The following is a 12,883-nucleotide window of genomic DNA, read 5'->3' as shown; positions in this document are numbered from 1 at the left end:
ATATTGCTCGTCGCTTGAAATCTATTTAGGCCTGAATTTCAAATTCATAATTTCTAATTTTTGATTTGGCAAAGCATTAAAATCGGACATTTTCTTAAATTACACGGATTCTTATATTCGTTAGAGGCAGTTAATACGAACCATTACGTATTTAGCCTGCTTTCACCGCAATAATTATTCGCGCCCACTTGTCATGCAGAAATTTTACGTTTTCTTAATCCGACCCAACCTTTGGTTTGGCCATTACATTGTTTGTTTGTTCGGTTTGCTTTTGTTTCCGGTACTTTTAAAAGCGGAAAACGCCGTAGTTCCGGGTCAGTTAACCGTAGAACCTCCTACTTTACTAAATCTAGGTTTTGATTGGTCTATTAATGGCGATAATAACCGGAATGCAACCGTTCAGGTAGCTTTTCGAAAAACCGGCACTAATATTTGGCTGGACGCGCTGCCGCTGTTGCGCATAGGTGGGGAACGCGTTATTCGCGAAACGGAGTTTCTGGATTATACGGTACCTAATGGATTTGCCGGAAGTATCCTGGACCTGGAGCCAGGTACGGAGTACGAATGCCGTTTAACCATGCTGGACCCTGATGGCGTGCAAGGCACCGCAGTGCAGGTGGTAAAAGTAAGAACCCGAATTGAGCCTAAAGCTGCCACAGTCGGACGGGTGCTGCACGTGTACCCACCGGACTGGAAAGGGCCAAAACAAGAACCTTCTTTTCTGGGACTGAAAGCCGCCTACTACGGTTCCGGACTTGGAGATTGGTCGGTAGTGAGTGAGCGCAAAGTACAACCTGGCGATATTATACTGGTGCACGCCGGTTTGTATAAAGCCGATCGATTAAATTACGTGGAGCCGCATGGGATTCCGTTTGATGGCACCTACGTTTTAACCGCCAAAGGAACTGCCGATAAACCCATTGTGATTCGGGGAGCCGGTGATGGCGCGGCTATTTTCGATGGGGCAGGGGCGCACCAACTTTTCGATGTAATGGCCACCGCTTATCATATTTTTGAAAATTTAACAATCCGGAACACCGATGTGGCTTTTGCCGCCGGCCAGAAAGAAGTGCTGGGTGCTACCGACCTAACCGTGCGAAATTGCCGGATAGAAGATGTAGGTATAGCACTCACCACCGAATACGCCGGTTCCAAAAACTTTTACATAGCCGATAATATTATTCTGGGCCGTGATGACCGGCATTATTTAGTAGGATGGGCGAACCCAGGTTTGTACGCACCTACCCCGCTAAAAAGTTATTTTGCGGTAAAAGTGTATGGTTCTGGTCATGTTATCTGCCATAACGCGGTAGCCTACTTTCACGATGCCATTACGGTATCTACCTACGGTACTCCAGACTCCGCGCAAAAAGCGGTAGCCATAGACATCTACAATAATGATATTCATTTAATGGTGGATGATTTTATTGAAGCCGATGGGGGAGTGCATAATATCCGGGTGATGCGTAACCGGGGGGTAAATGCCGCGCAATGCGGGTTAAGTGCGCAACCTATTTTTGGCGGACCGGCCTATTTTATCCGGAATGTGCTCTATCATATTCCTAATGGTTGTGCGCTTAAATTTATGTCGAAACCAGCGGGGCTAATAGTGTATCACAATACCTTTATTTCGGAGAATGTAAATCCACAAACATTCTCCAACGCCCATTTCCGCAATAATTTGTTTTTAGGTACCGATGCCCCGCAAAGGCCGCTTATTATTTTCCCGAATGCAACTGCTTATTCTACTTCCGATTATAACGGTTACCGGCCCAATCGGGCCAGCGCCGATCAGTTCCGTTGGGTTTCGCCGGCCAAAGAACAACTCCGCGATTATAATATAACCGTGAAAGATGCCCTAGCTTTCCCCAATATAACCAGTTTAACAAAAGCCAGCGGCCTAGAAGCACACAGCGTGGAACTGGATTACTCTATTTTTAAAAATTTGCAAGCACCCGACCCCGCCAAACCACACGGTATTTACCACGCCACGGATTTTTCATTTCAACTTAAACCAAAAAGTAAAGCCGTTGACGCCGGATTGAAACTGCCGAATATAAACGCTAATTATAAGGGCAATGCCCCGGATTTGGGGGCTTTAGAAGCAGGAGAGCCTGTGCCGGTGTACGGCCCCCGAGGAAACCAAGATCAGCCTTTTTACCGGTAATGCTTGGCCGAATTAAAAATTAGAAATTATGAATTAGAAATTTGGGTTAAAAGATTTCTCACATAATGGGAAAACTAGCTTTATTTTTAAAATTTAATTTGAAAGTACACTGGTATGTTTATGATGATCCGAATCTATTTCTTAATTAATAACGTTTCGCAAAGGCTTGCCCGCGAGAGCATTTAAACAAGCCTGAGCGCTTCTTACTCTTATTTCGGCCAAACCTTCTTCGGAGTAAAAAGCCGCGTGCGGATTAAGAATAAGGCGGTGGTGAGCCGAGTGTTGCGGATCCTGCCAGGCCTGGATAAGCGGATTATTACCGGGTGGTTCTTGTTCCAACACATCCAAGGCCGCTCCGGCTAATTGGCCACTTACCAAAGCTTCTGGTATAATGCTGGTATCCACTACAGCGCCGCGGGCGGTATTAATCAGGTAAGCGCCCGGTGCCATATACGCCAAAGAACAGGCATTAATTAAGTGCTGCGTTTCTTCGGTTAAAGGACAATGCAAGCTTACTACCTGCGATTTTTCCAACAATTCGGGCAAGGTTTCCACCCGTTTAATGCCCAAGGCTTTATCATAGCCATCGGGTTTATAAGGATCGTAAAAGCTTACCTCCATGCCCAAACTTTTGGCCCGCAAGGCCATGGCGGTACCAATCCGACCAAGACCTATTATTCCCAAAGAACAACCGCGCAAACGGCGCAGTGGCTGCACTTGAGTATAACTCCACTCGCCTTGTCCGGCGCGCAGGCGGGAATTTAAAAAATGCACTCCGCGCATCAGCGAAAGCAACATGCCCATGGCCGTATCCGCCACATCTTCTGAACCGTAATCCGGAATGTTTACAACCGGTATATTGCAAGTGCGGGCATACCGGTAATCTACATTGTCGATTCCAACCCCGGCCCGAACGATTAAACGGCAGTTTTTAAGCCGAGCAATGGTGTTTTTAGAAATAGTAAGCAAATGATACAAAATAACCGCATCCGCTTCTTCTATTTTTCCCATTAAATCTTCTTCTGAAAAAGCATTCAGAGCCACTACATCGGCCAGATTATTTAAAATTTTAGTTTCTGTTTCCAGAGAATCGCTCAAAAAGTCAGTAATAACTACCCGGTATTTTTTGCTCATTTAAAGAAAGACTTAGTAAAAGTATAGCAAGAATCAGCTTACCAACAGGAAAGATAGATAAAAACCTTCTTTAGTAGGATACTAATATTTAATCCTTTCTTCGTGATTCATGGTAAAGAACTTGGTTTTCGTTAAAAACAAAAGGAGGGCGAAGAAATCAATACCATAATTATCAAACGCCTCATCCGGCAAGGTTAGGTAAACAAAATCCGCGACGAAGCCGACAAAAGAAAGATATACTTAACCAGTAACGACCGCGGTAAAGCGGCTTTGTTTTCCCCACTAGAGCACATCCGCCAAGTATCCCGCATCATCAGCGGCAACCTGGACCTACTCGAACAGCAGCAACTCCTCCAAATTTTAAAAAAACTGGAACTCCTCCACCAGCAGCAGTTCTTACTGAACAAGGATAAAAATTTGGATGAGATGGTAGGATGATAAAACTGTGGACAATTTTTAAATTTTTATACTTTATCTCACTACATAGCACCTTCCTTTTTGTAAAAGTAATAGTGGAGGTACTGAACCTAAATTATTTGGAATACCATTAAATCAGAGCGTATGAATATGATGATGCACAACCCGCCGCATCCCGGCGAAATACTGCGGGAATACATAAATGGCCTGAATAAAACCGTAACGGAAGTAGCCGCAGCTTTAGAAAGTAGCCGTAAACATTTATCACTTATTTTAAATGGGCATACGGGCATAAGCACCAAAATGGCCCGGAAGCTTTCAGTGGCGTTTAGCACCACCCCGGAGTTCTGGTTAAACCTACAGAAGAACTATGAATTGTGGCAAGCACGGCAGAAAGTAGATGTAAGCAAAATTTGCTATTTTCTGGATATAGGAAGTTGAATGATTGTTTTAGGCGCGTTTAAAATGATTTGCTATTATTGAGTGTTACTGGAAATCTAAACCGTTTTGTTGTATTCTATGTATATTTAATAAACTTAAATCTTGCATTAATGAAAAAGCATATAAACGAAGAATCGGAAGAACTTATTCCTGGATTAGCGCAGGAAGCTTTTAAAGCTGCTTATAAAAATGCTATTGCTTCCGGGCAGACGGTAACTGTTGTAAGAGGTTCCGAAATAGTGGAAATCGGCTCAGACGGCCATGAAAAAATAATAGGAAAAGTAAAACCTGGTAAAAAAGTAATTCCTGGTAAGAGTGGATTTAGAATAAGATGAGTAATTGGCTTCGCCTGCGTATGTTTGCCGGACCTAACGGTTCTGGTAAGAGTGTGCTGAAAGACTATGTCGCTCATAAACTTGGACAACTGGGATACGAATCAACTGAATTTTTCGGGCACTACATTAACGCGGATGAGTTTCTGAAACAACTTCGTGAGCAGCCAACCTTGCTTTTTGAACAATATAATTTACCAATTCCAGCGCAAAACAATTTTATAGCTTTCTTTACAACCCACCCGTTGGCGATTAATAAAGGTATAAGCCATTTATTTACAAACCTTAAAGTAACTAGCACAGTAGCGGATTTTTCCTCCGTTCCGTTTTTCCTTGATTCCCAGTCCGGATTTTCGGCTGATTATGTTGGAAATTACTTGGCCGCCATTCTATCAGATTGGCTTAGGCAGGAGCTGCTGGCAACCAGGCAATCTTTTTCTTTCGAAACCGTAATGTCGGGCCAAGATAAAGTAACGTTGCTTAAAAATGCTCAAGCTGCTGGGTACCGGACTTATCTATATTTTGTAACTACTAAAGATGTTAAAATCAACCTTGGCAGGGTTCATTACCGCGTAACCCAGGGCGGCCATCCTGTACCCGATCATGCTATCATTCAGCGGTATCAAAAAACGCTTGAAAACTTAAAACAAGCATTGCAGAACAGTTCTCGAGCTTATCTTTTTGATAACTCTTCTGAAGGGGAACAACCAGTATTAATTGCCGAACTCTCGCCGGAAGGGGAGATAATATACCATGCTACCGAACTTCCGGAATGGTACTTAAAATATGTAGAGGGGCAGGAAACTGGGCTTGTTTAAATAAATTAAGTTTTTAAAACTTTGGTGGCTCTAATATAAAAGCTAATGGAAGGGTTCTACTAGGTAGGACTTGGGATGCAATGCCTGAGAATTTCAGTAATAAAACTATATGAAATAGCTTATAAAACTTATTATATATAGCTTTTGAGTACTTAATTGTTTAATATAAAATATGCTCTATCAGAAGTTAAATAATATATTGAATTTTTACCAGCTCAACCTCCTTCCATAAATCCAGGTATAAGTCCTATATACCTAATACCTTACCTCCATGGAAAAAGAAATGAAAGCGGCGGTTTACGAAGAGTTTGGCGGAGCAGATAAAATTCAGATTCGTTCCATAACTATACCTGAGTTAAAAGAAAGCGAAGTACTTGTAAAAATAAAAGCGGCCGGTGTAAACCCCGTGGATGCAGCGGTGCGGGAAGGTTTTTTAAAAAATTATTTGCCGTACAGGTTTCCGATAATCCCGGGCTGGGACATGGCGGGTGTTGTGGCAGACCGGGGTTTTAGTGCTCGGCGGTTTGCTGTGGGGGATGCAGTATATGCGTATGCCCGGCGGCCCTTGGTGCAATACGGCACTTTTGCCGAGTATATTGTTATTCCGGAGAGTTACCTGGCGCACAAGCCCGAAACCGTTTCGTTTGAAGAAGCGGCGGGTATTCCGTTGGTAGGGCTTACGGCGTATCAAAGCATGTACGAGGCGGGTAATTTGCAGGCGGACCAAACTGTTTTAATATTGGGTGCTTCAGGTGGAGTAGGCAGTTTGGGTATTCAATTGGCTAAAGCCAAAGGTGCCCGTGTAATTGGGGTGGCCAGTGCCAAAAACCACGACTACATGCAACAACTCGGCGCCGATTTTACCCTGGATTATCAGCAAGGCAATATCGGGGTGATGGTAAAAGAAATAATGCCGAAAGGAGTAGACTTAATTTTCGACTGCGCCAGCGGTGACACCTTGCAGCAAAGCTTACCAGCCCTGAAACCCGCGGGTAAGCTGGTTTCCATTCTGCACCACGGCGAAGGCCTGAACCCGGCTATCCATTTTCAATACGTTTTCGTGGAACCCAACAGCTCGCAACTGGAGCACTTGCGGGAATTAACAAATGCCGGAAAACTGCGCGTACACGTGAGCGAAACGTTTACTTTAGATCAAACCGTAGAAGCTTTCAATCAGATTCAAACCCACCATACTACCGGTAAAATTGTGCTGGTACCGTAGCGGGATCAATGACGATGGTTTGAGGAGAAATATGACTGGGAGCCGGAAATAGGCTCCCAGTAAGTACTGCACATGCAAAAAATTTAAAAAATTCTAACCTTAGGGCACCTCAAAGAAAAACATTTTTATCGATAATGCGCAGGAGACAAACTTTATTGCTCCACCGAAGCCCAGTCGAAAGTTTTATTCTCGGAAGGGGTTTTGGCGCGCGTCATTAAGGCTTTTAATTCTTTTACTTTGGCGGGGTTTTTAGCGGCCAGGTTGTTTTTTTCGCCCAGGTCATTCTGGAGGTTGTAGAGCTCCAGTACTTCGGGTTTGCCTTCGTCTTTAAACCGGATTAATTTCCAATAGCCTTGCGTCAGCGCTTCTTTTAATTCGCCTTCTTTAAACTGCCAGTAGAGGTAGTCGTGTTTTTTAACCGGAGTTTTTCCAGCCAAAGCATCCGTAAAGGAAAGGCCGTCGATGTTAGCAGGCACGGGGGTAGCCGTTAGTTGCCCCACGGTAGGCAGAATGTCCCAGAAAGCCCAGGGTTGGTCGGTTACTTTACCAGCGGGTACGCGGCCAGGCGCCCTGACCAGTAACGGCACCCGAATACCGCCTTCGTACAAATCGCGTTTTACACCTTTTAGCGGACCGCTGCTGTTAAAGAAAACCGGGTCGCCGCCGCCTTCTTTATGCGGACCATTGTCGCTGGTAAAAAAGATGTAGGTGTTGTCGTCGAGGCCGAGTTGTTTCACTAATGCAACCACTTTACCGACGTCGCCATCCAACTTAGAAACCATAGCGGCAAAAGCGGCGTGCGGTTGGGCCTGGCTATCGTAGTTATTTAATTTTTTAAAAGGCTTTTCCGGACCCAGCTTACTAGTGCCATCCGGATTCTGGAATTTTTTTAGTAATTCTTTCGGCACTTTTAGTTCGGCGTGCGGTAAGGTTAAAGGCAGGTATAGGAAAAACGGATCTTCTTTATGATTTTTTAAAAAAGCTAAGGCTTTGTTCACGATTAAATCCTGGGTGTACTGGGTGGTGTCTACTTTAACGGCCTGGGTTTTGTTGTCCCGGATTTCCAGTAAGCGGTTGGTGTAATAATCATGGGCGTGGGCCTGGTCTAAGTACCCGTAAAACTCGTTAAAGCCTTTCAGGTGCGGGGCGCCTTGCGTTTCTTCGTCGCCCAAACCCCACTTGCCGAACATGCCGGTTAAGTAGCCGTTTTGCTGCAAACGCTGAGCCATGGTAGTATCCTGGGCGCGTAAAGCACCGGTGCCGTCTTTGGCTTTGCTGTTGCCCCGCACGTAGGCATGGCCCATGTGGTAGCCCGTCATTAAAGCGCAGCGGGAAGGCGCGCACACCGTACTACCGGAATAAAAGCGGGTAAACTTGGTGCCTTCTTTTGCCAGCCGGTCGATGTTGGGCGTAGGGATCGGCGAATTTTTGTTGTAGCTGGTTAAGTTGCCGTAGCCCAGGTCATCGGCCAGAATAAAAATAATGTTGGGCTTTTTTGGTTTCGGGGTCTGGGCTTTGGTTTGTCCCGAGAAGAGAATTCCCACCAGGATGAATGCTTTTAAGAGGTGTTTCATAGTAAAAATTTAAAAAAAAAGATTAATTACCGTAACCCGGGTTTTGCTTTAAAGCCGGGTTATTCTGAATAGCAATGGAGGGGATGGGCCATAAATAATCACGCCCGGCGTTGAACATCCGGTTATCAATCCGGCCACCTTTGTTGTTGTACACGTCGGTGTTTAAGACTTGTTCGGCAATTTTCCAACGTCGAATGTCGTAATAATACAAACCTTCGGCCGCCAGTTCTACCCGACGTTCGTGCCGGATTTCGGCCCGCATTTGCTCTGGCGACAAGCCAGCTGGAAGAGCAGGCATTTGAACCCGTTGCCGTACTAAATTTACCGCTTGGGCTACGGTTAAATTTTTATCGGCACCGGATTCCGGACCAAAAGCTTCGTTTTGAGCTTCGGCGTACATGAGCAATACATCGGCGTAGCGCAAGATAATAAAGTTTAACTCCGAGGTATTACTGGTGGGTACAATGGTTGGCTTTTCGCTATCCTTAAAAATAGTGTACTTCTTTAGTCCGTAACCAGTGCTGGGGTACTGAATGTCCGTAACGGGAGCGCCTTTAAAAGTAGTACCCGGAATAATTACGGTAGCTTGTAAGCGCGGGTCGCGGTTTTCAAACGGCTTAGCCGGATTGTACACGGTGGAGCTGGCAATGGGCAAACCATCGGTAGCGTAATAATCGTCTACCAGGCCGGGTAAAGGCGCCGAGCCTAATTGCTGATCTAAACTCACGTCTAAAGAATGGGTAAACTCCGGAAACTTGTACTGCGCATCAAAGACAACTTCGGTGTTGCCTTCGTTCTCGAGGTAAAACAAAGCCCGGTAGTTCGGGAATAGCGAATAAGTATTTAAATCAATTACCTTTTTGGCGGCTACCGCGGCTTCTTCCCAGCGGCTGGCGTACAATAACATGCGGGCTTTAAAAGCGTAAACCGCACCGCGGGTTACCCGGCCTTTATCGGCGCCGGTGTAAGTAAGAGGTAACACATCCCCAGCCGCCGCTTCGTCTAAATCTTTTAAAATTTGGGCCAGTACTTCCTCTCCGGAGTTCCGGGGTAAAGTAGCCTGGGTTTCGTAATTGGTGGCTTCGGTTATTAAAGGAGCGCCGCCGTATAAATTCCACAACGGAAAGTAAAACAAAGCCCGCAAAAATTTAGCCTCGGCTTTGTACCGGTTTTTCAGCACCTCATCCATGGCTACTTTATCGATATTGGCCAGTAAATTATTGGCCCGGCCAATGCCCAGGTAGCTGGTGTTCCAGGTGGTATTAAATATACTTGTAGCGGCATTGTGTAAGCCCCGCGAAATAATGTTTTCGTCGCGGTTATACTGGTAGGTGTTGGGCGTAAGGGCATCGAGGTAAACGGTATTACCGGCCGAGTACAATGAATTGGTATTTACAATAACGGCGTAGGTAGCATTTAAAGCCGCTTCGGCTTGTTCTTTGGTGTTCCAGTAAGTTTCTTGGGTAAACCTATCGGTCGGCGTTACGTCCAGAAACGAATCCTGGCAGCTGCTGAAACAAAATAAGACAAGGGTATAAAAAATAAATTTTTTCATGAGGTCGAAGTAATTAAAACGAAACATTTAAACCGGCCGTGAAACTTTTGGCATTCGGGTATTCAATTAAATCACCGCGGGTTAAATTTCTTTCCGGATCGCTGAATTTAAATTGGGTAAAGGTTACGTAGTTCTGGGCGTTTACAAATAACTTAAATTGAGTAATGCCCCCTTTGGTATACAAAGTTTTCGGCAAATTGTAACTGAGCTGAATATTTTTTAACCGTAAATAAGAAGCATCTTTGATCCAGAAACTGGAAGTAAGATAATTTTGCGGATACCCGTTGGAAGTAGTTAAGCGCGGCAGTTTCGCGGTGGGGTTTTCCGGCGTCCAGGAATTGGTGAGCCATTCCCGGGTAACGCCGGCGCCGTTTTTATAGGGCTGGGCCAGGTTACCGGTTAAATAGGTGTCCACGTTGGCCAAACCTTGAAAAATGGCGCTCAGCTCCAAGTCTTTGTACCTGGCACTTAAATTAAAGCCGTAGGTATATTGCGGAATGCTGTTGCCAATCACTACCCGGTCGTTGTTGTCGATGACTTTATTGCCATCGATGTCGCGGTATTTTAAATCGCCGGGCTGGGTGCCGGCGTTCTGAAAAGCGTGGTTCTGGATTTCATCTTTATTCTGGAAGATGCCTTCGGCTTCTAAGCCATAAAAAGCACTGATGGCGGAGCCTTCCTGCGTAATGGTATTGCCGTTGTAATACACCTGGCCATCCAGATCCGTTACTTCATTTTTTAAAAAAGTTACGTTCGCATCCACACTGTACCGGAATTGCTGAATGGAATTCCGAAAACCTATATTTACTTCCACGCCTTGGTTGGTTACCGCGCCAATATTCCGAAAAGGTCCATCCAAATTGCCGACTTGGGCCGGAATAGCCACCTGTCGTAAAATGTTGGAAGTTTTTTTATCGAACCAATCTATTTCAAAAGATAAGCGGTTTTCAAAAAAGCCGCCTTCTAAGCCAAAGTCCAGCATGGTGGTGGTTTCCCAGGTAATGTTAGGGTCGCTGAGTTGAGTAATAGCGGCGCCGCTCACCAGGGTATTGTTAAAGTTATAGCCCTGACCTAAAGAAATAGCATCGACGTAGCTGAATAAGGGAATTAACTGATTACCCAAACGACCGTAAGAGCCGCGCAGTTTTAAATTACTCACAAAGGGGTTATTTTTTAAAAATTCTTCTTCGCTCAAACGCCAGCCCGCCGAGAACGACGGAAAAAATCCCCAGCGGTTACCGGGCGCAAACCGCGAGGAGCCATCGTAGCGGAAGTTGGCTTCCAGTAAATACTTTTCGGCGTAGTTGTAATTAATGCGGCCAAAATAGGAAAGCAGTCTCGATTGGCCCGAGGTGCCGGTTACCTGCGGTGCGGTGCTGCCGGCGTTTAATTCGGTTAAATCGTTGCCTAAATACCCTTGGTTATAAGCCGAGAAATTGCCATCGTTAAACTTTTCGACGCTAAAGCCAGCCAAGGCAGTAAGGGTATGTTGGTTAAAGGTTTGCTCCCAATTTAAAGTATGGAAATTGGTTAAGTTAATGTTGTTCTGGCTAATCTGCCGGATGCCGCGCAAAGGAGTATTACCAATTGGGCTGATGACACCGGTTTTAGGATTAGTCAAATTTATTTGCGGATAGGAGTATTTTTCTACGCCAAATAAAATATTAGTGGCTATGGTGGTTTTGTAGCGAATGTTAAATGGTAATTGGTATTCCAGAAACAAATTGGCCAAGGTGCGGTATTGGTTATTTTTCCGGAAACCTTCTTTGGATAGAGCTACCGGGTTCCGGAAAAAGTTATGGCCGGGTACCCGAATCCACTGGTCAGCGTAAGTGCCATTTGGGGCGTACGGCGTTTGCATGGGTAAACCGCGGTAAATTAAACCCATTAAGCCGCCTTCGCCGTTGCCTTCGTCGGCGCTGTAAGCACTTTCTTGGTTTATCCAGAAATTACCAATTAAACTGGCGCCAATTTTTACTTTTTTGCTGATGTCCGCGGAAACATTCGTGTTTAAAGAATACCGTTTGCCCGAAGTCTGGATCAGAATGCCTTGCTGGTTTAAATAGCCTAACGAAACCGAAAAGGCGGTTTTTTCACTGCCACCGGAAAGCCGTAGGTTGTGTTCCTGGATGGGAGCGGAGCGAAACATCAAATCAAACCAGTTGGTGTTGGGGTAAATGTACGGGTCGGTGCCGTTGCGGTATTCTTCCAGCAGAGCGGGCGTACTTTCGGCCGGTTTGCCTTCGTTAGCCAAAGCCCGGTTTTTGCCTTCCATATACTCGATGGAATTGGTTACTACGTCGGGGAACTGGGTGGCTTTTTGTTTCCCCACGTAAAAGTTATAATCCACCCGGAAAGTACCTTTTTGGCCGCTTTTGGTTTTTACCAGAATAACGCCGTTCGCGGCGCGGTTTCCGTAAATAGCCGCCGAAGCCGCATCTTTCAGCACCGTAATGCTTTCAATATCATTCGGGTTTACATCGCCCAACGGAAACTCTACGCCATCCACCAATACCAGCGGATTGCTGTTATTTAAAGTACCTACGCCCCGGATGCGGATGGTAGCGGCATCGGCACCGGGCCGCCCTTTGGTTTGGTTCGTGAATACCCCGGGTAAATTTTGCAATGCTTGCGTAGAGTTGGTGATTGGCCGGTTAGCTAGTACTTTTTGGTCTAAACTGGTTACCGAACCCGTTACGTTTACTTTTTTCTGGGAGCCATAACCCACCACTACCACTTCGTTCAGTTGTTCCTGGTCGGGCAGTAATTTTACAATTAGCTGGCCTTGGGCAGCAGGTACTTCCAACGTTTTGTACCCGATAAAAGAAAAAACCAGCACGCTGTTTTCCGGCACCGATAATTCAAATTCGCCGGTGGGCGAGGTTGTAGTTCCCTGCTGGCTTCCTTTCACCCGTACGCTGACGCCCGGTAGTTCTTCTCCTTTATCGCCGGTTACTTTGCCTGTAATTAGTTGGTCCGGTGAATTGATTATTACCCTGATAGGAGATTTTACAAAGGAAAATGCCCTTACTTCGGAACTCATGGCCAGCATTAATATTGCCAACGACGAGAGTTGTCCGGTTTTCCGGAGAATGGATAGCTTAGTAAAGCTATATTTTTTCATACATTTAAAAAGTTTAGTTGGTGATGCACGTATAAACAAAGGCGGGAAAATGCAGCAGTAATTAGCGATACGAACTGCTTTTTACCTGACTAAACCAAT

10 protein-coding genes are annotated in these 12,883 nt (G+C 45.4%); 6 read left to right on the top strand and 4 right to left on the bottom strand.

Features of this window, described 5'->3' with window-relative positions; translation table 11 throughout:
- The first annotated feature begins 193 nt into the window (after positions 1–193).
- Positions 194–2,167 (top strand): right-handed parallel beta-helix repeat-containing protein, encoded by a 1,974-nt coding sequence (locus AHMF7616_RS10770; RefSeq protein WP_115372891.1) that lies wholly within the window; start codon positions 194–196, stop codon positions 2,165–2,167.
- Between the two features lie 141 nt (positions 2,168–2,308).
- Here AHMF7616_RS10770 and AHMF7616_RS10765 read toward each other — a convergent pair whose 3' ends face one another.
- Positions 2,309–3,301, bottom strand: coding sequence for a C-terminal binding protein (locus tag AHMF7616_RS10765; protein WP_115372890.1), 993 nt, complete (start codon positions 3,299–3,301; stop codon positions 2,309–2,311).
- A 270-nt stretch (positions 3,302–3,571) separates the two neighbouring features.
- Between AHMF7616_RS10765 and AHMF7616_RS26380 the strand changes: the two genes are divergently transcribed.
- From AHMF7616_RS26380 to AHMF7616_RS10745, 5 genes are all read left to right on the top strand, one after another.
- A complete protein-coding gene (locus AHMF7616_RS26380; RefSeq protein WP_158546142.1) occupies positions 3,572–3,739 on the top strand; it encodes a hypothetical protein in 168 nt (55 codons plus the stop codon).
- 123 nt (positions 3,740–3,862) lie between these two features.
- Positions 3,863–4,159, top strand: a complete 297-nt coding sequence (locus AHMF7616_RS10760) for a HigA family addiction module antitoxin (RefSeq protein WP_317047598.1) — start codon at positions 3,863–3,865, stop codon at positions 4,157–4,159.
- Positions 4,160–4,269: 110 nt separating this feature from the next.
- A complete protein-coding gene (locus AHMF7616_RS10755) occupies positions 4,270–4,494 on the top strand; it encodes a hypothetical protein (protein ID WP_115372888.1) in 225 nt (74 codons plus the stop codon).
- A complete protein-coding gene (locus AHMF7616_RS10750) occupies positions 4,491–5,309 on the top strand; it encodes an ATPase (protein WP_115372887.1) in 819 nt (272 codons plus the stop codon). Before AHMF7616_RS10755 ends, AHMF7616_RS10750 begins: the two co-directional genes overlap by 4 nt.
- Before the next feature lie 271 nt (positions 5,310–5,580).
- Positions 5,581–6,531, top strand: coding sequence for an NADP-dependent oxidoreductase (locus AHMF7616_RS10745; protein ID WP_115372886.1), 951 nt, complete (start codon positions 5,581–5,583; stop codon positions 6,529–6,531).
- A 152-nt stretch (positions 6,532–6,683) separates the two neighbouring features.
- Here the strand turns inward: AHMF7616_RS10745 and AHMF7616_RS10740 are convergent, their stop codons facing one another.
- From AHMF7616_RS10740 to AHMF7616_RS10730, 3 genes are read right to left on the bottom strand one after another with little or no spacing between them, the layout of a single operon-like run.
- On the bottom strand, positions 6,684–8,105 hold the full coding sequence (locus AHMF7616_RS10740; RefSeq protein WP_115372885.1) for an arylsulfatase: 1,422 nt from the start codon (positions 8,103–8,105) through the stop codon (positions 6,684–6,686).
- Between the two features lie 22 nt (positions 8,106–8,127).
- Positions 8,128–9,660, bottom strand: a complete 1,533-nt coding sequence (locus tag AHMF7616_RS10735) for a RagB/SusD family nutrient uptake outer membrane protein (RefSeq protein ID WP_199474176.1) — start codon at positions 9,658–9,660, stop codon at positions 8,128–8,130.
- A 13-nt stretch (positions 9,661–9,673) separates the two neighbouring features.
- Complete coding sequence (locus AHMF7616_RS10730; protein WP_199474174.1) at positions 9,674–12,784, bottom strand: SusC/RagA family TonB-linked outer membrane protein; 3,111 nt, start codon at positions 12,782–12,784, stop codon at positions 9,674–9,676.
- Positions 12,785–12,883 lie beyond the last annotated feature (99 nt).

It is taken from the genome of Adhaeribacter pallidiroseus (genome assembly GCF_003340495.1).
GTDB lineage: Bacteria > Bacteroidota > Bacteroidia > Cytophagales > Hymenobacteraceae > Adhaeribacter > Adhaeribacter pallidiroseus.
Note: the sequence above shows the minus strand (reverse complement) of the source record. Positions and strands in the feature narration are given on the sequence as shown.